Origin of the sequence: Pseudidiomarina tainanensis, assembly GCF_004214835.1 — a bacterium.
In the GTDB taxonomy this organism is placed as follows: Bacteria; Pseudomonadota; Gammaproteobacteria; order Enterobacterales; family Alteromonadaceae; genus Pseudidiomarina; species Pseudidiomarina tainanensis.
The window spans coordinates 93200-114133 of the sequence record NZ_PIQJ01000002.1 but is presented as its reverse complement, the minus strand read 5'-3'; the positions used below and the strand labels follow the sequence as shown (position 1 = coordinate 114133).

Below are 20934 nucleotides of genomic sequence, written 5' to 3'. Positions count from 1 at the left end.
TAGTACACTAGCGGCAGACGCTGAAAAAGGTTTAAACATGAAAGAATCGAATCAAGAAACTATCGACTTTGGTTATAAGCAAGTCGCGAAAACAGAGAAGCAAAACCTCGTTGCCAACGTGTTTAACTCGGTTGCGCAGAAGTATGATGTGATGAACGATCTCATGTCATTCGGTATTCACCGTTTGTGGAAGCGCTATACCATTGATTGCAGTGGTGTTCGCACGGGCATGAAGGTGTTAGACATTGCTGGCGGAACGGGCGACTTAACTGCACAGTTTTCGCGTCGTGTGGGGCCAACTGGCGAAGTTGTCTTAGCCGATATTAATGACGCGATGCTAGAAGTTGGTCGCGATAAACTGCGCAATCGCGGTATTGTCGGCAACGTTCGCTACGTACAAGCGAACGCCGAAGAATTGCCCTTTGCTGATGATAGTTTTGACATCATTACCATTGCTTTTGGTTTGCGTAATGTGACCGATAAACAGAAAGCGTTAGAGTCAATGTTCCGCGTATTAAAGCCAGGTGGTCGACTATTAGTTTTGGAATTTTCAAAGCCGGTTCAACCGTTACTGAATCAAGCGTATGATTTTTACTCATTCAATGTGTTGCCAAAAATGGGGCAAATGGTGGCTGGCGATGCCGATAGCTATCAGTATCTCGCCGAATCAATTCGGATGCATCCCGATCAAGAGACTTTGAAAGGAATGATGATAAAAGCCGGCTACGACCAAGTGACTTATGACAATCTGACCGGTGGCATTGTGGCATTGCACCGTGGGTTTAAATTCTGATGTTGTGGACGGTTCTTCCTACTGGTGCTGCAGAGGCACTGGCCAATCATTTATTAAGCTTAGATGCGCAATCGCCAGCGCGTTTGCAGCAACTTAGCGACAAGCGCGTGCGCGTCACGCTGTCGGAGCTGGGTAAGCCGCTTACCGTGACCGCAGTCGGCGACGGTATTCTTTTGAGCTGGGTGGACACTGATACGGTGGATTGTCATATTATGACGCGCCTCGCGGTGCTTCCAGAACTTCGGGACACGGCCAACATGACACGTCTAATTAAAGCTGGCGCACTGGACATTGAAGGTGACCCAATGTTAGCGCAGCAATTTAGCAAGCTGTTTGCTGAGCTCGATATCGATTGGCAGGAGCAATTAGCACAGCGCTTGGGCGACGTGCCAGCGCATTTTATGAGCCAAGCGTTCATGCGCAGTAAGCATTGGTTGCAGCAGGCTTTAGCTGATCAGCAAGCATGGGTGCGCGATGTACTTGTGGAAGAAAAGCAACTCCTTGTCAGCACCACTGAATTTGACCAGTTTAAGCAACAAATTCAGCAAGTTCGGGCACAAGTTGATCGGATTGAACGAGACCTTCGAGCAAACTTTTCAGCACGCGATAAAAGGTAAGCAAGAGTGAGTCAGCGCATTAGCAGAGCCTACAAAATTACCAAGACCTTCCTCACCTATGGTTTGGATGAGATTATTCCAGCGCGTTGGTTACCATGGAGCTTACGTATTGGCCGTTATGCGCTGTTTTGGATGCCCAACAAGCATAAACAAAAACCAGCCGGCGAGCGTTTGCGCTTGGCTCTTGAGTCATTGGGTCCGGTATGGGTGAAGTTTGGCCAAATGTTGTCGACTCGACGCGATTTATTGCCACCGGACATTGCCCTTGAACTGGCTAAGTTACAAGACAAAGTACGTGCATTTCCAGGCGAGCAAGCGCAACAATTGATTGAGAAGGCACTGGGCCTAGCGCATATCGATGAAGCATTCGACGATTTTTCTGTGCAACCACTGGCCTCTGCGTCCATCGCCCAAGTGCATACCGCGCGCTTGAAACAAGGCGATGATGCTGGTGCAGACGTGGTCATTAAGGTCATTCGCCCAGATATTCGCGCCGATATTGATGCGGACTTACGCTTAATGGAAACCTTAGCGGGTGTGCTAGCGCGGCACTTACCTGATGGTCGTCGCTTGAAGCCGAAAGAAGTGGTGAAAGAGTATCGGAAAACTTTGTTGGATGAACTCGACTTGCTGCGCGAAGCGGGTAATGCCATCCAATTAAAGCGTAATTTCGAAAACTCACCGTTACTCTATATCCCCACTGTATACAGCGATTTTAGTCGTCACAATGTGATGGTGATGGAGCGTATTGATGGGATCCCGGTGAGTGATGTGGATACCTTAATGGCGATGGGCGTGAATATGAAGATTCTTGCTGAACGCGGCGTTGAAGTGTTTTTCACGCAAGTGTTCCGCGATAGCTTCTTTCACGCAGATATGCACCCTGGCAACATTTTTGTTTCACGCGAAAACCCGGATAACCCAAGCTATTTAGGTATCGATTTTGGGATAGTCGGGACACTTAATCGCGAAGATAAACGTTATTTGGCCGAAAACTTTCTTGCATTCTTTAACCGAGACTATCGCAAAGTAGCGGAACTGCATGTGGATTCAGGTTGGGTGCCGGCGCATATCAACGTTGAAGAATTCGAGTCAGCAATTCGTACCGTTTGCGAACCAATTTTTAATAAGCCACTGGCAGAAATTTCCTTTGGCCACGTATTGGTTAATCTGTTTAACACTGCGCGTCGCTTCGAAATGGAAGTACAGCCACAATTGGTGTTATTGCAAAAAACACTGTTATACGTGGAAGGCTTGGGACGTACGCTATATCCGCAGTTAGATTTATGGCAAACCGCAAAACCATTTTTAGAAAAATGGATGAAAGAGCAGTTGGGTTGGCGTGCGGTCGTGCGTTCTATACAAGAAAACGCACCATTTTGGGCAGAAAAACTGCCAGAAATGCCGACCTTGCTTTATGATTATCTGAAGAGTCAACGGCCACAGGCTCTTGCGCAACAGCAAATTTTGGCGCAAATGCGTGAGGCGCAACAATTACAGAGTCAGAAAATTGGATGGGCGGCGCTCAGTTCTGGCTTAATCATGAGTACAACAATTTTATATGTAACGGAACAGCCACTGTGGTTGGTGGCATCGACTGCAGTCGCTGCGGTACTGAGCAGCATTGCGCTGTGGCGTCGAAAAAGTTCATAACAAACGAGGCATGACATGGGTGGAGTAAGTCTTTGGCAATTGCTGATTATTTTGGTGATTGTGGTGTTGTTATTTGGCACAAAACGATTACGTAACATTGGTTCTGATCTAGGCTCAGCAGTAAAAGGCTTTAAAAAATCAGTGAGCGATGATTCTTCAGCAGACCAAGCTGAAAGTAAGCAACTGGATCAAAAACAGCAAGCTGCTGATCAAGACAAAGATAAGTAATCCAGATGTTTGATATCGGCTTTTGGGAACTCATCGTGATTGCCATTCTGGGCTTGATCGTATTGGGCCCAGAACGATTGCCGGGTGCGCTGCGTGGTTTGCAACGCACGGTAAGTCGTGTTCGAGAGTTCTCGAGTAACGTGCAAAATGAACTCAAGCACGAACTTCGGATTAAAGAGCTACACGAGCACTTACAGAAAGCCGAACAACTCGATATGGATAAATTACCCCCAGAACTACAGCGTTCAGTTGCTGAGCTGAAAGCAGCTGCCCAGCAAGTTCAACGCCCTTATGCACCGAAACAAGAAAGCTCAGCAACACCCAAAAGCGATGATAGCAGCAAGCATGAGTAGCCAATCGCCATTAATTGATCACCTGCTGGAACTTCGAAATCGCCTTTTACGCAGCGTGATTGCTGTGGGTTTGGTGTTTGTGGTGGCGGCTATCTTTGCCGAAGAGCTCTATCGTTTGCTCGCCGCGCCGATGTTGGCGAGCTTACCGCAAGGCGCAAGTATGATCGCGACCGATGTAGCGACGCCATTCTTTACCCCATTTAAGTTGGCGTTTGTGGTCTCGATTGCAATCGCGGTGCCTTATTTATTGTGGCAGCTCTGGGCATTTATTGCGCCAGGGCTGTACCGTAAAGAAAAACGTTTGGTGGTACCGTTGCTCGCCAGTAGCACATTACTGTTTTATGCCGGTGCTGCTTTTGCTTATTTTGTCGTACTCCCACTAGCCTTGAGCTTCTTTGCTTCAGCGGCTCCTGAAGGAGTGACCGTTGCTACCGACATTGCCAGCTATCTTGATTTTGTGCTGACTATTTTTATGGCGTTTGGCATTGCCTTCGAAACGCCAGTTGCCATTATTTTGCTATGTTGGACTGGGGTAACTAATGTCGCTGCATTGCGTAAAAAGCGCCCGTATATTATTGTCGGTGCTTTCGTGGTGGGTATGTTACTCACGCCGCCCGACGTTATTTCACAAACCTTATTAGCTATACCCATGTGGTTATTGTTTGAACTAGGTTTAGTGATCGCGGGTCTATATTCAAACGATTCAAAAACCGAACAACATCAGGAATAAATTATGACCAAGCAGTTTGTGGTTCTTTCAATTGCTGCCATGTCGGTAGTCTGGGCCATTTCAAGCCCGGCTCAAGCGCAGTCACTCGAACAGCAGTTAGCGCAATGTACAACTATCAAAAACCCACTGAAGCGACTTGTTTGCTTCGATGATGTGGCTGCTGGAAATGCTACAGCACCAGCTGCAAGCACCAATAGCCCAGTAGCAGGAACGCCAGCATCTGAACGTGCGCAACAACGCGCGAATAATCAAGGTCGTGCGCAACAGACTGAAACAGCGGAAAGTAAACGCGAGCGTTTTGGTTTTGAACATTTGCCAGACGAAGATGCGGAAAACGCCAAACCAGAACGTATGGATATCCGTATCGCTAGTTATTCAAAAAATAGAGTCGGCGTACTGACGATTGAAACTACCGATGGTCAAGTTTGGGAACAAATTAGCGCTGAACGTTTTACGATCAAAGAAGGCGAGCCGTACTACCTTGAGCGCGGCTTGTTTGGTAGCTACTTCTTCCTTGGCCGGGAAGATAGCCCGCGTCGTACGCGCGTCAAACGCATTAAGTAATGCGCTGGTTTGATAGCGGCGTTAATTTAACGAACGGTAAGCTTTATCGGGATGTTGAGGCGGTGCTCGAGCGCGCCGCCGCCGCTGGTGTCGAAAAACTATTAGTGATTGGTACCAATGTTTCTGAAAGTGCTGACGCAATTGCCTTGTGCGACCGCTATCCGAAGCAATTACTAGCTACCGTAGGGGTTCACCCGCATGATGCCGCGGCCGCTGAACCCAACTTCATCAATCAACTTCGGGAACTCGCCAATCATGAAAATGTTGTGGCCATCGGTGAGTGCGGACTCGATTTCAATCGGAATTATTCACCGCAAGCAATACAGCTTGAAGTTTTTGAAGCCCAGCTGGCACTCGCAGCGGAACTACAGCTCCCCGTTTATCTGCATGAGCGCGATGCACAGCAACAACAATGTGATTTATTAGCACGTTATCAAGCAAAAATTCCGCGTATGCTAGCCCATTGTTTTACTGGTGGTAAAAAAGAACTTGCACGTTACCTCGAACTTGGTTGTTATATAGGCATAACAGGTTGGCTGTGTGATGAACGTCGAGGGCTCGAACTTCAGCAAGCTGTGTTAGATATTCCAGCAGATCGTCTGCTTTTGGAAACCGACGCACCATTCTTGCTACCGCGAACGATACGCCCTCGTCCTGCACAAAATGAACCATGTTATTTACCGGAAATCGGTCAATTTTTGGCGCAGCTGCGACACCAGGAAGTCAGAGAAATAGCTGCCCAGACATGGCAAAACAGCCTTCGTTTTTTTACAAAATAGGGAAGCTATGACATACAAAACTTTCCAGCAGTGGATGATTCTACTGGTGGTGTTGTGTTTTGGGGGCGCGCTGTCCGAGGCTCGAGCAGAGCCGACAAAACCACTTATTTATTATCAGCAAGAGAGTGAAAATACGTCACTCCAGCAACTGATAGATTCGCCTGTGCAAAACTGGCAAACCATACCAGAAGGCGAAGCGGTGTCATTTGGTTACACGCCGAACGCCTATTGGTTCCGGATACGTGTCGGCGAACATGAAGCTGATCGAATGCTGTATATGGGGTATCCGTTACTCGATAGCATCGATGTTTATTTCGTGCAATCGGGTAAAGTTTTCAAGCAGCTCCATATGGGCGACCAATTGCCATTTAATGAGCGACCCGTCGATAATAAAAACTTTGTTGTCCCTTTACCTACGCATGCTGCTCACGATGTTTATATTCGAGTGAGAACCGAGAGTTCACTGCGATTTCCGTTAGAGATTTGGGCGCCGTTAGATTTTATGGAATCCCATCAATATCAAGTGGCGGCCACGGGGCTTTATTTTGGTCTATTGCTGTGTATGGCGATATATAACTTGTTTACCTTCTTGGTTACGCGTGACACAAACTTTTTAAATTACTCCGCTTACACGCTGTCTATTGGCTTATTGATGGCTGGCCTCGACGGTGTTGGCTACCAATATTTGTGGCCGAATTGGATTTGGTTACAAGACCGCATTGTGACCATGATCGGCAGTATTATGATTATGTTCGCCACCTTGGTGACTATGGGCGTGCTCCAAACCAAAGTTCACAGCGCCACCATTCATCGATGGTTACAACGCTTCATGATGGTGTTTGCGACCACATTTGTGTTGAGTATCTTTTTGCCGTACGCGGTACTTATTCCATTTGTACTGATATTGGCGGTTGTCAGTTGTAGTTTCCTGCTCGCCAGTGGGATTGTCCTGTGGCGTCGTGGGCTTATTTATGCACGTATTTATACGTTGGCATTAAGCGCGTTGTTAGCGGCGCTGTGTGTCAATGCCCTGGGTTATTTAGGCCTATTTGAATCAGTGTTCGTTCAACGCTACGCAATTATGGGAGCTTCGGCATTCGAAGTGCTGTTGTTGTCGTGGGCGTTGGCAATACGTTTTAACGATGGCCGTAAAGAACAATTGGTGCTCAAAGAACAAATGAACCATCAGCTGGAAGACATGGTATCGCAACGTACTGAAGAGTTGGAACGGGTGATGATGCGCTTGCAAAAGGCGAACCAAGAACTTGAACAGCGCAGCAATGAGGATGGCTTAACAGGTCTTTATAACCGCCGGTTCTTAAATCAGGAATTCAAGCGTGAATTTCGTCGGTGTCGCCGCAACGGCACCAGTTTAACCGTGATTATGCTCGATATAGACCATTTTAAAGCGCTAAATGATAGGTACGGGCATTTACTCGGCGACCAAATATTGATTGATTTGGCGCATTTGCTGAAGCGTAACTTACGTCGTGCAAGTGATACCTTGTATCGTTATGGTGGTGAAGAGTTTACTTTATTACTGCCAGATACAGATGAAGTAGGTGCGCGAGAACTCGCCGTGAAGCTTGCCACACTTGTACGGGAACACCCATTTGATACGGATCATGGTCCAATGCATATTACCGTCAGTATTGGTGTTGCGGTTGCTGCGGCGGGGGTCTATGATCAGCCCACACAATTACTTGCAGCGGCAGATGACGCGCTATATCGCGCCAAAGCCGCGGGCCGCGATCAAATTCGTGTCATTGTGGAAAGAGAGCGCTCCGAGTCAACCTCAACTGAATAAGCGAAGGACAATTTATGCAGCATGTCAGTCAATTTCCATTCCGGCGTATGCGTCGTTTACGTCGCCATGACTTCAGCCGGCGTATGGTTGCCGAAAACCAACTCAGCCCAGCTGATTTCATTTATCCGGTATTTGTATTGCCCGGTGAACAACAGCGCGAAAAAGTTGCATCCATGCCAGGGGTCGAGCGTTTGTCGATTGATTTGCTAGTTGCGGAGTGTCAGGAAATTGCAGCGCTAGGTATTCCGGCCGTGGCTTTGTTCCCGGTAACTCCAGTTGAAGATAAATCACTTACAGCTGAAGCTGCTTGGGATGATAATGGTTTAGCGCAACGTGCTGTGCGAGCGATTAAAGCGACAGTTCCTGAACTTGGTGTAATTACCGACGTGGCTCTCGACCCGTTCACCACGCATGGTCAAGACGGCATTATTGACGAGCAAGGCTACGTGCAAAACGATATCACCACTGAGGCACTGGTACGCCAGGCGTTATCGCATGCACGCGCAGGCGCCGATGTGGTGGCTCCGTCAGATATGATGGATGGGCGTATTGGCGCCATTCGTGAAGCACTCGAAGAGCATGGCTTTATCAACGTGCAGATTATGGCGTACTCGGCCAAGTATGCATCGGCGTTTTACGGGCCATTTCGCGATGCAGTCGGCTCAGCGGGTAACTTGAAAGGTGGTGATAAGAAAACCTATCAGATGGACCCTGCTAATTCAGATGAAGCCCTACATGAAGTTGCGTTGGATATTGACGAGGGTGCTGACATGGTTATGGTAAAGCCAGGCATGCCGTATATTGATATCGTGCGCCGTGTAAAAGATACCTTCAAGGTACCGACGTTTGCTTATCAAGTTAGCGGTGAATACGCCATGATGCAGGCTGCTATTGCGAATGGGTGGCTGAGCGAAGCGGTAATTATGGAGTCGCTATTAGGCTTTAAGCGTGCCGGTGCCGACGGTATCTTGACGTATTTTGCCAAGTACGCAGCACAGCAATTACAGCAGAAATAATTTATTGCGGCATCGAGTGGGTCAGCATGTCGATTAGCAGGCCCTCTCGTAGCGCGCCCTCGGCAATTTCAACACGCTGAATATCTAACTGCTCCACTAATGCAATCAAGATACACAGTCCGCCAACGAATACAGCTTGGCGATCGCGGCGAATACCTAATTTACCTAATCCGCTGACGTGACCGATAGCGCACGCCTTGGTCAGAACTTCACGCAACCATTGTTGACACATGGGCAACTGTTCACCGCGTTCGTTCATGTCGTATAGCGCACGAAACGTTCCCGAAGCACCACTGACATGCTGCCAACCACTTTGCTTAAAACGTGCCGCGTGCGGTTCAATGAGCGCGCAGGCTGCTGCAATTGCGCGTTGACATGCGTTATCGGTAATCACTTGCTCGGGGAAATATTGATTTTGCCAGGTCACGCAACCCATATCGAGACTCACCAAGTGTTTCGGCGCAACGCCTTCGCCAACGATAACCTCAGTACTTGCTCCTCCAATATCTAAAACTAAAACAGCTTTTTGAGAGTGGAGCAAATGCTGCGTAGCACCTTGATAAATAAGTCTTGCTTCAGCCTCGCCACTAATCACTTCAATTGCGTGCCCTAATGCTTGCTTGAATTGTGTAAGCATCGCATCACTGTTGCTGGCTTTTCTTAACGTGGCCGTTGCGACGCAACGAATGCGTTCGGTGGGAATATCTTTAAGGAGATTGGCAAAGCCGAGTAGGCAATCGACGCCGCGAGTAATTGCGGCATCACTGACAACAAGCTGCTCATTAAATCCATCGGCTAGACGAACTTTTTGCCGATAGCGACCTAAAATGCGGTAGTGGCCGTTACGCTTCACCGTGGCAATAATTAAATGAAAACTATTGGAGCCTAAATCTATGGCGGCGAAGCGTGCGTCCTGCGTCATGCTGTGTTACCGAGTCGGTTTACGACCGCCACTTCGTCGCTGTTGGTTGCCGCCACTACGGCGACCTCCGCGAGGGCGACGCTGATTCGAGCGCGGTGTTTTCAAATCAGTTAATAATGCCGTTGGGTCATATTTTGTCACCGGAATACTGTGACCAATATATTCCTCAATGGCTGGCAGATTATAAACATATTCTTCGCAGGCTAGGTTAACCGCTTTGCCGCTGGCACCGGCACGGCCAGTGCGGCCAATACGGTGGACATAATCTTCAAAATCATCGGGTAAGTCGTAGTTATAAACATGACTGACTTCAGGTATGTGAAGGCCACGCGCAGCAACATCGGTAGCGACCAAAAAGTCGAGTTCACCATCGGTAAACTGCTCGAGAATTTTGAGGCGTTTGCGCTGTGGCACGTCACCGGTTAACAAACCAACGCGATGGCCATCAGCTTCAAGCCAATTGAAAACTTTCTCGCAGGTATGCTTGGTGTTGGCGAAAATAATCGCTTTATCTGGCCAATCTTCTTCGATAAGAGTCAGCAATAGCTTGATTTTGTCTTGCTTGGACGGATAAAACAGCTCTTCGCTAATACGCTCACCGGTTTTACGCAATGGCTCAACTTCAACTTTGGTTGGTGAGTCCATGTGTTCATAGGCAAGTTCCTGTACGCGCTGCGACAAGGTAGCAGAGAACAGTAAACTTTGGCGTTGGCCCGGTGCTGGCATTTTGTTGAACATGTAGCGAATATCTTTAATGAAGCCTAAATCGAACATGCGATCGGCTTCATCAAGCACCACGGTTTGGATTTTATCGAGTTGATAAATGCCTTGCTTGTAATAATCAATCAAGCGACCTGTCGTACCAATGAGGATATCAACGCCTTCTTCGAGCTGTTGCCGTTGAGAATCGTAACCCTCGCCCCCATACACAATACCAAGGCGCATATCACAATGCTTCGCAAGTTGTTCGGCGTCATTGGCAATCTGAATGGCAAGCTCACGCGTTGGCGCCATAATAATGGCACGCGGATAGCGTTTCTCACCGTCACGAGGGTTATTAAGCAACGTGGTAAACGTTGCAATTAAAAACGCCATCGTTTTACCAGTGCCTGTTTGGGCCTGGCCTGCAACGTCTTTTCCGATTAACGCAATCGGTAAGCTCAATGCTTGTATCGGTGTACAATATTCAAATCCTGCACTTTCCAGTGCGGACAATACCTGCGGATGCAGGTCGAGATCGGCGAAGCGTGTCTCTGTTAAGTGTGTTTTACTCATGGCGTAAGCATATCAGTTTGCGCTAACATTCAAAAACAGAAATAATAGTGTTTTATTATTTCACGCGAATTCAGCAGCGGAGATTATCATGAGTGACAAAATTGTTCAGCTAAGTGATGAAAGTTTTGAGAGCGATGTTCTTAATTCTGACAAGCCAGTATTAGTAGATTTTTGGGCCGAGTGGTGTGGTCCATGCAAAATGATCGCACCAATCTTGGACGATATTGCCAACGAATACGGCGACCGCATCACTGTCGGTAAACTGAACGTTGACCACAACAATCAAACCCCACCGAAGTACAACATCCGTGGTATTCCTACTTTGTTGTTGTTCAAAAACGGTGAAGTCGCAGGTACTAAAGTAGGTGCGTTGTCTAAAGCGCAACTGGCTGAGTTCATTGAACAAAACCTGTAATTGCTAGACAGATTCGGCGGGTTGTTGAAACTGATCTTCAGCAACCTTTGCCGAGCTTTTGCACAAAATGAGCTGAAAAACTGGACGTTTTTTCATTTAAGTGTTACTTTTCTGGCATAACAATTCTTCAGGATGCCAGCCTTCCGGCAACCGAGCAGTCAAATCCCGAACTGATTTAATAAACTGGTTTAACTGAATAAACGTGTAACTATTTCCATTGGCCAAAAAAGTCATAACCCCCCTATGAATCTAACAGAATTAAAAAATAAACCTGTGAACGAGCTTGTTCAGCTCGCAGACACAATGGGCCTTGAGTCCATGGCGCGCATGCGCAAACAAGATATTATTTTCGCCATTTTGAAAGCACATGCGAAAAGCGGTGAAGATATTTACGGCGACGGTGTGCTCGAGATTTTGCAAGATGGCTTTGGCTTTTTGCGGTCTGCAGACTCGTCTTACTTGGCCGGCCCAGACGATATTTACGTCTCACCAAGCCAAATTCGACGCTTCAACTTGCGTACCGGCGATACCGTATCAGGAAAGATTCGACCGCCGAAAGAAGGCGAACGCTATTTTGCCCTCCTGAAAATCCGCGAAGTTAACTTCGACAAACCAGAAAATTCCCGCAACAAAATTTTATTCGAAAACTTAACGCCACTGCATGCTGACGAACGTATGCGTATGGAGCGTGGTAACGGTTCAACCGAAGACATTACTGCGCGAGTTCTCGATTTAGCATCGCCAATTGGTAAAGGTCAGCGTGGCTTGATTGTCGCGCCACCGAAAGCGGGTAAAACCTTATTGCTCCAGAATATTGCCCAGTCAATTGCCGCCAACCATCCTGAGTGCGTATTGATGGTACTTCTTATTGACGAGCGTCCGGAAGAAGTGACCGAAATGCATCGTTTGGTGAAAGGCGAAGTTGTTGCATCAACCTTCGATGAACCTGCAAGCCGTCACGTGCAAGTTGCTGAGATGGTTATTGAGAAGGCGAAACGTCTTGTTGAGCACAAGAAAGACGTGGTTATCTTGCTGGATTCAATTACCCGTTTAGCACGCGCCTACAACACGGTGATTCCAAGCTCAGGTAAAGTTTTGACGGGTGGTGTGGATGCCAATGCGTTACACAAACCGAAGCGCTTCTTTGGTGCTGCGCGTAATGTTGAAGAGGGTGGTAGCTTAACTATCATCGCCACAGCGTTAATCGATACCGGCTCGAAGATGGACGAAGTCATCTACGAAGAGTTTAAAGGTACAGGTAATATGGAACTGCACCTCAACCGTAAGATTGCTGAAAAACGTGTTTTCCCAGCCATTGATTTCAATCGTTCAGGTACGCGTCGTGAAGAGTTGCTCACCTCGCAAGATGAACTGCAGAAAATGTGGATTCTTCGCAAAATCGTTCACCCAATGGGCGAAACCGAAGCCATGGAATTCCTCATTGATAAATTGCAGATGACGAAAACCAACGATGAGTTCTTCGAAGCGATGAAACGCCAGAAGAGCTAGTTTTCGCTTTTTAAAGCTAACTCAGTCAGTAAAGCAAAATGGTCTGAGCCAAACGGTGGTAACCGTTTGAGCTCAACCAACATGAAGTGATTGCTGTGAAATACGTGATCAAGCGGCCAGCGCATGATCGGTATTTTGGCGTGAAACGTGTTGTATATTCCTCGTCCCATTCGCGGATCAAGTAACTGACTTTCTTCGATAAATGCACGCGTTGATTTGGACCAAGCGACATCGTTAAGGTCACCGGTAACAATCACCGGACCATTCTCGCGTTTCGCTTGGCCAGCAACGAGCATTAATTCGTTATCGCGCTGTTTAGATTTCTCATTTTCGGTTGGGCTTGGCGGGGCAGGATGCACGCAGTGCATTCGTATGACCCGCGTCGGTAATTGCAAATCAAAATGCATTGAAGGCACGCCTGCTTGAACTAAGTCGGTGACTTCAATGTTACTCATGGGCCATTTTGAATACACCATCATGCCGTATAAATTATTCTGTGGCTTGCGTATAACGTGAGGTAGGTCGTCTTCAATATCCCGAAACTGCTGTTCCCACCATTCGTCGGTTTCAACCGCAACAATAACGTCGGGGCGATGGTTATTAATGATTTGAGTGAGTTCAACGGCTCGACGATTGGGCTCAAGCACATTCACGGTTAACAATCGAATGTGTTCGTCTACGTTGGCTTCGTCACGCTTTCGCTTGTATCGTTTCACCGTGCGTTGGGCAAATGGCGTATATGGGAAAATCCACCAAAATTGCCAAGCCCCGCAAGCTAATTGCGCCGCGATCAATAGCCAGGTGCTCAGTTGATCAGCAGGAAGAAAAATAGCACTGGCTATTAATAGGAACAACGCAACAGCAGTTTGCTGCAAACGCGGGAAGTCCCATACCCGGACCCACCAAATTGTTTTGTTCAACCGCGGTAATAAACTGGTTAGCACCAGCAAACCAGTCACGCAGGTAATGATCCAAAAAGCCAGCATTTCGATATCCCTATGAGTTCGTCGAGTCAGCGCTGAAAACTATAACAAAAACATTTATACTGCGCCCTGACTTATTGGTAAAACATAAACCACAGCGAGAGCCCGAGTGAAATATCAAGACCTACGCGATTTCATGGCGTTGTTAGAGAAGCGCGGTGAGTTAAAGCGCATACAGCATGAAATTGATCCCTATCTTGAAATGACTGAGATTGCCGACCGGACGTTGAAGGCAGGTGGCCCTGCGCTGCTATTTGAAAACGTGAAAGGGCATGATATTCCGGTACTAGCCAACTTATTTGGTACGCCAGAGCGTGTTGCTTTGGGTATGGGGCAAGAATCGGTCGAGGCTTTACGTGATGTCGGCAAACTCTTAGCGTTCTTAAAAGAGCCAGAGCCACCAAAGGGCTTTCGTGATGCGATTAACATGTTGCCGATGTACAAAAAAGTACTCAGCATGTCACCCAAACAACTGAAAAAGGCTCCCTGCCAATCGGTTGTGCTTGAAGGCGACGATGTTGATTTAACCAAGCTACCCATTCAACACTGTTGGCCAGGCGATGTGGCACCGCTCATCACTTGGGGACTCACGGTAACTCGTGGGCCACACAAAGAACGCCAAAACTTGGGCATTTATCGCCAACAATTACTCGGCAAGAATAAAGTGATTATGCGCTGGTTATCGCATCGCGGTGGTGCGCTAGATTTCCAAGAGTGGAAACGCGCACATCCTGGCGAAAATTTCCCCGTAGCGGTTGCTTTAGGTGCTGACCCGGCAACGATTCTTGGCGCGGTAACGCCAGTGCCAGATAGTTTATCGGAGTATGCATTTGCTGGCCTGCTGCGCGATGGAAAAACAGAAGTGGCCAAATGTATTAGTAATGACCTACAAGTGCCGGCGCATGCTGAAATTATTCTAGAAGGTTACATTGCGCCGAATGAAATGGCGCCGGAAGGGCCTTATGGTGACCACACGGGTTACTATAACGAAGTTGATGAGTTCCCCGTGTTTACGGTGACTCACGTGACCATGCGCGAAAAGCCTATTTACCATAGCACGTATACCGGACGGCCACCGGATGAGCCGGCGGTACTTGGCGTCGCCCTAAATGAAGTGTTTGTGCCGCTACTACAAAAGCAATTTCCAGAAATTGTTGATTTCTACCTGCCACCCGAGGGCTGTTCCTATCGGGTCGCGGTGGTGACCATGAAGAAGCAATATGCCGGCCATGCGAAGCGCGTGATGATGGGCGTATGGAGCTTCTTGCGCCAGTTTATGTACACCAAGTTTGTGATTGTTTGCGACGATGATGTGAATGCTCGTGACTGGAAAGATGTGATTTGGGCAATGACGACGCGCATGGACCCATCACGCGATACGGTTCTGGTAGAAAATACACCAATTGACTACCTCGATTTTGCGTCGCCGGTATCTGGTCTTGGCTCGAAAATGGGCATGGATGCGACCAATAAATGGCCTGGCGAGACTGACCGTGAATGGGGTGTACCTATTGTCATGGATGCTGAAGTGAAGCAACGTGTTGATGCGTTGTGGGACGAACTCGATATTCTTTAAGGAAACAACGCTGTTATGAAACAACTCGTGTGTCGTGTTGCGACCATAGAAAATTTGACGCCCAACGTGTATCGCATTGTGTTAGCACTACCAGAGCCGATTGAATTCCAAGCTGGGCAATATATTCAAGTGGTTATGGGTGAGCGGGACAAACGACCGTTTTCGATTGCTTCCTGCCCATCGAAGACCTCCGAGCTTGAACTGCATGTTGGGGCGACCGCAGATAACCCGTATGCGATGGAAGTTTTGCAAAAAATGCGTGATACCGGTTCAATTACGATTGAAGCTCCATTAGGTGAAGCGTGGTTGCGTCAGGATAGCGAGCGACCTCTCATTCTTATTGCTGGCGGTACTGGCTTTTCTTACACCTGGTCTATCTTGCAAGCTCATTTACGGAGCCAGTCGTCACGCCCAGTAACTTTGTACTGGGGGGGTCGCAAGCCGGAAGATTTATATTTAGATAAGCGACTACAAGAGCTCGCTGAGCAGCACGAAAATATGCATTATTGCCCCGTCGTTGAGCACGCACCGGATACATGGCACGGAGCTCAGGGGCTTGTGCATCACGCGGTGATGGCTGATCAAACTGATCTTAACGAAGCGGATATTTACGTAGCGGGGCGCTTTGAGATGGTACGCGTTATCCGCGATGCGTTTCATGCGCAAGGTTTACCGTTGTCACAACTTTACGGTGATGCACTGGCGTTTATCTAGCCAGGTCTGTTATACTCGCCGCGCAATTTACCAAGGGGTGCCCGCCAGCATAATCGGTTGGGCTGAGATGCAATTTGCAAACCCTTTGCACCTGATCCGGTTAATACTGGCGTAGGGATGGTAGCAATTTACTCCATTATAAAACCTGCCCGACCGGATTGTTTCTGACTAAGTTTTGAGGAAATAATCCATGTTATCACCTGCTTTACTATTACTTGCAAGCGTTGCTTCCGAAGACCCCATTGAACGGATAGCGGTTCAAGGTCAATATCGATCTGTTTACGTGAATGAAGCGCCAACAAGTGTGTCAGTGCTTACTTCTGATGTGATTGGCCAACGCCATGGCACCCACATGGAAGAGGTGCTGAATATTATTCCAAACCTTAACTTTTCCAGTGGCAGCTCACGCGCGCGATTCTTACAAATCCGCGGCATTGGTGAACGTAGTCAGTTTGTTGATCCGATTAATCCATCAGTCGGCATCTTGATTGATGGCATCAACTATAGCGGCTTAGGTCAGGCTGCACAGTTATTCGATATCAGCCAAGTGGAAGTGTATCGTGGGCCACAAAGTGGGCGCTTCGGAGCGGATGGGATGGCCGGTATGCTCGTGCTCGAAAGCACGCAAGCAGGCACTCAGTTTGATGGGTTTTGGCAACTCGGCGCAGCGAACTATGGTGCGGTTGAAGGCGGTTTTGCTGCTGGCGGTGAACTTGGCGTTTTAGGACGGGCTCGGCTGAGTGTGTATCAGCAAGCTGACGATGGCTTTACCGAAAATACTTATTTGCAGCGTGACGACACCCAATCACGTTCAGAGCGAATCGCTCGTTTCAATTTGTGGACCGAGCTAGCCGATACATGGCAATTGCGCTCAACTGCGCATTTGTACCGTCAAGATAATGGCTATGATGCGTTTTCACTCGACAATACCCGTCAGACGCTCTCGGATGAGCCAGGTCAAGACGATGCGACCATGAAAGCGGCGCGCATGGCGTTGTCGTATACCGGTGCGGATACCCATGAAACTGTACTCAGTTACAGCATCATGAGCGCCGACACGGTCTATAGCTACGATGAAGATTGGAGTTATGTCGGTATCGCCCCAGGTTGGGAATATTCATCGACCGACGCGTATTGGCGCGACCGCCAAGATCAAACCTTTGAGGCTCGTTGGCTCAGTACACAGCCGGCAACGATGTTTGGCGTACCTACCGATTGGGTGGTGGGCTGGTACTATCTCGATCGAACTGAGAACTTAAAACGCGAATTTATGAACTGGGATACATACATGGATGATATGTTCGTCAGTGATTATGCGAGCAAACGTAACGCACTCTATGCAGAGGTCACGCAAAACCTCTCTGAGCAGTGGCAATTGATCACCGGATTGCGCCTAGAGCGTTACCGTAACACCTATCAAGACTCCAACGCTGTGGCGGTGAATCCCAAGGACACCATGGTTGGTGGTCGAATTAGTCTTAACTATAAACCAGCACTAGGGCATATGGCCTATATCACGTGGTCACGTGGTTATAAAACCGGCGGCGTGAACGCTGAAGCATTGGGTAAAGCAACAGATAACCCGGAACTCGAAGAGTTTTTGTTGCAGCGCTCGAGCTTTGCACCGGAATACCTGACTAGCTTAGAAGCAGGTTATAAGTACATTAACGCCGATGATACGCTGTCATTAAATGTCGCGCTGTTTGCGCAAAATCGCGACGATGTGCAACTGAAAAGTTGGATTAATCGCGCCCAAACCTTTATTGGTTACATTGAAAATGCGGCGGGAGGCAAAGTTCAGGGGCTTGAAGCTGAGCTTAATTTGAAGCTGACGCCACAGCTTTCATGGTTTACCAACGTTGGTTTATTAGATACCAAAATTGAAGGTTTTGTGACTGAAGACGGCGTTGATATGGAAGGTCGCGATCAGGCTCAAGCACCAAACTATCAGGTGAATACCGGTATTCATTGGCAGTTCAATAACGATATCAGCGCTACCGTGCAGATAGACAGCAAAGATAGTTTTTACTTTTCTGACTCGCACAATAGCCAAAGCGATGCTTTTAGCCTATTACATGCAAGTTTGCAGTGGCAATTGAATGCTTGGCACATCAAGCTTTGGGGACGTAACCTGACGAATGAAGATTACGCCACACGCGGATTCTATTTTGGTAATGACCCACGTGATGAATATCAGCCTACAACTTATGTCCAGTGGGGTGAGCCACGTCGAGTTGGTATAACTTTTAACTACGCAATGTAATTGGGAGCGAAAATTGGAAAGTATCGCCATTGCTTTTGCGTTGTTGTACTTATTGCTTGCAGCACGCCAGTCTGTTTGGTGTTGGCTAGCAGGCGCTATAAGTTGCGCAATTTATACCTTGCTCATGTTCCAAGTGCAGCTGTACATGGAGGCAGGGTTGCAAGCCATTTATGTTGCTTTATCGGGGTATGGCTGGTGGCAATGGCGATTTGGTCAGGCGCGGGTTGCCGCGCAAGACATCACCGAGTATTCGTGGTGGTGGCATGCCCGTGCTGTTATTCTGCTGGCGCTGATAGCTAGCGCATGTGCTTGGTTGTTGGGGCGCTATACCAACGCCGATCAAGTGTGGTTAGACAGTTTTACTACGGTGTATAGTTTGTTTGCGACATGGCTACTCACACGGAAATTATTTTCTAACTGGTTATATTGGTTGGTGATTGATAGTGTGTATATATACTTATATGCCATCAAAGGTTTTGAAAAAACGAGTGGGCTTTTTGCGATTTATATCGTACTGATACTATATGCCATGTGGAATTGGCGTCGGAGTCAAAAGGAATTATGCAACAACACTGGTTAACAAATTTACCAATACACGGCGTGATGAAAACCGAACCGTTGTTACGCGGAGTCGCCAACGATGTGTATAAAATTACTGCAACCAGCGGCGTTTATGTCCTCAAACACTTTCGCTTTGATCACCCCTACGGTCTCGATCGCGATCAAGAAGTGACGGTTCAGCAAATCCTATTCAATCACGGTCTAGCACCAGAAGTTTTGCATTACGATCCGGTACAAGGGCTGATGCTACAGGCGTTTATAGAAACGCCGGATTTAGCACATGACAAAAAATCGATGGGCACGAAGATTCAACGCTTAGGCGAAATTTGTGCTCATATTCATCGTTTACCGGTTGATGTTCCAGTGTGGTCGCTGCGTTGCCGCGTGCAACGATATTGCGACAATTTGGCACAATATGAACCGGAACGTGCTCGACAGTTTCAAAAGTTATTGCAACAACAGCGCAAGCTCTTGGATAGCTTTGGCAACAATCCAGTGTTCTGTCACAATGATCTCGCTTTTCATCACCTATTCTTGAGCCAGCCGCCACAAGTGATTGATTGGGAATATTCTGGGCTTGGAGAACGCTATTTTGATCTCGCCAATTGTATTCAGGTGAATCAATTAGAACACGGCGAACAGCGCGCGTTCATCAATGCTTACGAAGGTGCATCGGGTGAACGCATTGATATGCAGCATCTCGCCAATTGGTTAGAACTGTCTCAAACCATTAGTCGCTTGTGGTACGAATTACATCATCATTTGCAACATCATCATTTATAACGGTGTCACACCCGAGGAGAGTCTATGTCTAAGCTTACTGACCGCATGTACGGATTGTTAGCTGAGGATGAAGATGCTCGGGTTTGTAAAGATATCCCAGAGAGTGCTTGTAACGATCAACCGCAAGCGTTTATGGCGCATTTATGGTCACTGACACTCACGAAGTTGGGCGACTCCTTAGTCAGCGCACGCCTCGTTTTGCCTTGGATGCTCACAGCACTGGGCGCACCTAGCATATTCATTAGCGCGTTAGTGCCGTTACGGGAATCTTTGGCGTTGCTACCGCAACTATTTATTGCGCAACAAATGCGACAAACCCCGATTCGAAAATGGTTCTGGGTGGTAGGTAGCGTTGGTCAAGCTGCGACGCTCATAGGTATGGTCGTTGCAATTGTTGTGACCGAAGGCACCGTATTAGGCTGGGCTATTGTCATCTTGTTGGCTTTGTTTAGCTTGTCGCGCGGCGTCTGTTCGGTAGCTATTAAAGATGTGCAAGGTAAAACCATTTCAAAAACTCGGCGTGGACGTCTCTCAGGCTTAGCTGCCTCAGTGGCTGGATTGCTTTCGTTGGTCACTGCTTTGGTGATTATTTTCGCGCCGCAGGTAACCGACATTGGACGCGAAGGGGATGCTTGGTTATTTATCCTGTTATTGAGCTTTGCTGCACTGCTATGGTTTACCGCAGCGCTTATTTACGCCAGTGTTCCAGAAGTACCCGGCGCCACTGAAGGCGGCGGTAATGCGCTGGTTGAAGCTCTGAAATCAATTCGTTTGCTGTGGCAAGACAAAAACTTTGGGCAATTTGTTTTAACCCGAGCTTTATTAGTTGCGTCAGCCTTTGCTATTCCATATATCGTGGTGATGATTCAACGTAGCGGCGAAGGTAGTTTAACGAGTCTGGGTGGCCTGATGTTAGCAAGTGGGTTAGCGGGAATGCTTGCGGGACGGTTTTGGGGTCGATGGTCTGATAGCGCCAGTCATCATGTTATGGCGGCTGCCGCAGCAATGGCCTCATTCGTTATGGCGGTGGCTCTAGCGCTTTATATGATGATGCCAGAGCTATTGGCGCAGCAGTGGCTTGCTGGATTACTCATTTTTAGTGCCGCTGTGGCGCACCACGGTGCGCGTGTTGGCCGTAAAACCTATTTAGTGGATATGGCGACGCAAGAAAATCGCGCACAATTTACCGCCGTTTCGAATACGGTGATTGGCATTGTGCTATTGCTAGGTATTTTACTCGGTGTGCTTGAGAGCTTTGCAGGGGTTGAGGCGGTTATCAGCTTATTGGTTTTGCTTGGCATTATTGCGGCATTGCGCGCTTTAAGTTTGCCGAATGTGCAACAGAATTAAAAAAGCGAGCCAATTTGGCTCGCTTCATTTTTGGGCTTAACGA

21 protein-coding genes and 1 riboswitch are annotated in these 20934 nt (G+C 47.9%); of the genes, 18 read left to right on the top strand and 3 right to left on the bottom strand.

Annotated elements, in window-relative coordinates; genetic code table 11:
- Positions 1-37: 37 nt before the first annotated feature.
- Genes ubiE through hemB form a run of 10 tightly spaced genes read left to right on the top strand, consistent with a single transcriptional unit; the run spans position 38 to position 8540 of the window.
- On the top strand, positions 38-793 hold the full coding sequence (gene ubiE, locus CWI82_RS09115) for a bifunctional demethylmenaquinone methyltransferase/2-methoxy-6-polyprenyl-1,4-benzoquinol methylase UbiE (RefSeq protein WP_130203293.1): 756 nt from the start codon (positions 38-40) through the stop codon (positions 791-793).
- The gene (locus CWI82_RS09110; protein WP_130203292.1) at positions 793-1410 is read left to right on the top strand and encodes a ubiquinone biosynthesis accessory factor UbiJ; all 618 of its coding nucleotides are present in this window, start codon (positions 793-795) and stop codon (positions 1408-1410) included. The genes ubiE and CWI82_RS09110 overlap by 1 nt, the downstream gene beginning before the upstream one ends.
- 6 nt (positions 1411-1416) lie before the next feature.
- The gene (gene ubiB / locus CWI82_RS09105) at positions 1417-3063 is read left to right on the top strand and encodes a ubiquinone biosynthesis regulatory protein kinase UbiB (protein WP_130203291.1); all 1647 of its coding nucleotides are present in this window, start codon (positions 1417-1419) and stop codon (positions 3061-3063) included.
- A 15-nt stretch (positions 3064-3078) separates the two neighbouring features.
- Complete coding sequence (gene tatA / locus CWI82_RS09100; RefSeq protein WP_092857154.1) at positions 3079-3291, top strand: Sec-independent protein translocase subunit TatA; 213 nt, start codon at positions 3079-3081, stop codon at positions 3289-3291.
- Between the two features lie 5 nt (positions 3292-3296).
- On the top strand, positions 3297-3644 hold the full coding sequence (gene tatB, locus CWI82_RS09095; protein ID WP_130203290.1) for a Sec-independent protein translocase protein TatB: 348 nt from the start codon (positions 3297-3299) through the stop codon (positions 3642-3644).
- Positions 3637-4374: a twin-arginine translocase subunit TatC gene (tatC, locus tag CWI82_RS09090; RefSeq protein WP_092857150.1), complete on the top strand. Its 738-nt coding sequence runs from the start codon at positions 3637-3639 to the stop codon at positions 4372-4374. Before tatB ends, tatC begins: the two co-directional genes overlap by 8 nt.
- Positions 4375-4377: 3 nt before the next feature.
- Positions 4378-4938: a hypothetical protein gene (locus CWI82_RS09085; RefSeq protein ID WP_092857148.1), complete on the top strand. Its 561-nt coding sequence runs from the start codon at positions 4378-4380 to the stop codon at positions 4936-4938.
- Entirely contained in the window at positions 4938-5717 is a 780-nt protein-coding gene (locus tag CWI82_RS09080) for a TatD family hydrolase (RefSeq protein WP_130203289.1), read from the top strand. Before CWI82_RS09085 ends, CWI82_RS09080 begins: the two co-directional genes overlap by 1 nt.
- A 7-nt stretch (positions 5718-5724) precedes the next feature.
- Positions 5725-7524: a sensor domain-containing diguanylate cyclase gene (locus tag CWI82_RS09075; RefSeq protein WP_130203288.1), complete on the top strand. Its 1800-nt coding sequence runs from the start codon at positions 5725-5727 to the stop codon at positions 7522-7524.
- Between the two features lie 14 nt (positions 7525-7538).
- Entirely contained in the window at positions 7539-8540 is a 1002-nt protein-coding gene (hemB, locus tag CWI82_RS09070) for a porphobilinogen synthase (protein ID WP_092857142.1), read from the top strand.
- A 1-nt stretch (position 8541) separates the two neighbouring features.
- Here the strand turns inward: hemB and CWI82_RS09065 are convergent, their stop codons facing one another.
- Entirely contained in the window at positions 8542-9462 is a 921-nt protein-coding gene (locus tag CWI82_RS09065; RefSeq protein WP_092857140.1) for a Ppx/GppA family phosphatase, read from the bottom strand.
- Between the two features lie 6 nt (positions 9463-9468).
- Positions 9469-10737, bottom strand: coding sequence for an ATP-dependent RNA helicase RhlB (rhlB, locus tag CWI82_RS09060; protein WP_092857138.1), 1269 nt, complete (start codon positions 10735-10737; stop codon positions 9469-9471).
- 88 nt (positions 10738-10825) lie between these two features.
- On the opposite strand from rhlB, the gene trxA reads away from it, so the two are divergent.
- The gene (gene trxA / locus CWI82_RS09055) at positions 10826-11152 is read left to right on the top strand and encodes a thioredoxin TrxA (RefSeq protein ID WP_092857136.1); all 327 of its coding nucleotides are present in this window, start codon (positions 10826-10828) and stop codon (positions 11150-11152) included.
- Between the two features lie 243 nt (positions 11153-11395).
- Positions 11396-12661, top strand: coding sequence for a transcription termination factor Rho (gene rho, locus CWI82_RS09050; protein WP_092857134.1), 1266 nt, complete (start codon positions 11396-11398; stop codon positions 12659-12661).
- Here rho and CWI82_RS09045 read toward each other — a convergent pair.
- Entirely contained in the window at positions 12658-13647 is a 990-nt protein-coding gene (locus CWI82_RS09045; RefSeq protein WP_130203287.1) for an endonuclease/exonuclease/phosphatase family protein, read from the bottom strand. The two genes, rho and CWI82_RS09045, sit on opposite strands and share 4 nt — an antisense overlap.
- 106 nt (positions 13648-13753) lie before the next feature.
- Here CWI82_RS09045 and ubiD point away from each other — a divergent pair, with 106 nt between their 5' ends.
- The 6 genes from ubiD (at position 13754) to CWI82_RS09015 (ending at position 20891) form a co-directional block, all read left to right on the top strand.
- Positions 13754-15220, top strand: coding sequence for a 4-hydroxy-3-polyprenylbenzoate decarboxylase (gene ubiD / locus CWI82_RS09040; protein WP_130203286.1), 1467 nt, complete (start codon positions 13754-13756; stop codon positions 15218-15220).
- A gap of 15 nt (positions 15221-15235) precedes the next feature.
- The gene (gene fre / locus CWI82_RS09035; protein ID WP_092857124.1) at positions 15236-15934 is read left to right on the top strand and encodes an NAD(P)H-flavin reductase; all 699 of its coding nucleotides are present in this window, start codon (positions 15236-15238) and stop codon (positions 15932-15934) included.
- A 23-nt stretch (positions 15935-15957) separates the two neighbouring features.
- Positions 15958-16069: riboswitch (TPP riboswitch) on the top strand.
- Positions 16070-16124: 55 nt separating this feature from the next.
- Complete coding sequence (locus CWI82_RS09030; RefSeq protein ID WP_130203285.1) at positions 16125-18197, top strand: TonB-dependent receptor; 2073 nt, start codon at positions 16125-16127, stop codon at positions 18195-18197.
- A 13-nt stretch (positions 18198-18210) separates the two neighbouring features.
- Positions 18211-18777: a nicotinamide riboside transporter PnuC gene (gene pnuC / locus CWI82_RS09025; RefSeq protein ID WP_092857120.1), complete on the top strand. Its 567-nt coding sequence runs from the start codon at positions 18211-18213 to the stop codon at positions 18775-18777.
- On the top strand, positions 18759-19541 hold the full coding sequence (locus CWI82_RS09020; RefSeq protein ID WP_130203284.1) for a phosphotransferase: 783 nt from the start codon (positions 18759-18761) through the stop codon (positions 19539-19541). Before pnuC ends, CWI82_RS09020 begins: the two co-directional genes overlap by 19 nt.
- Positions 19542-19565: 24 nt before the next feature.
- The gene (locus tag CWI82_RS09015; RefSeq protein ID WP_092857116.1) at positions 19566-20891 is read left to right on the top strand and encodes an MFS transporter permease; all 1326 of its coding nucleotides are present in this window, start codon (positions 19566-19568) and stop codon (positions 20889-20891) included.
- Positions 20892-20934 lie beyond the last annotated feature (43 nt).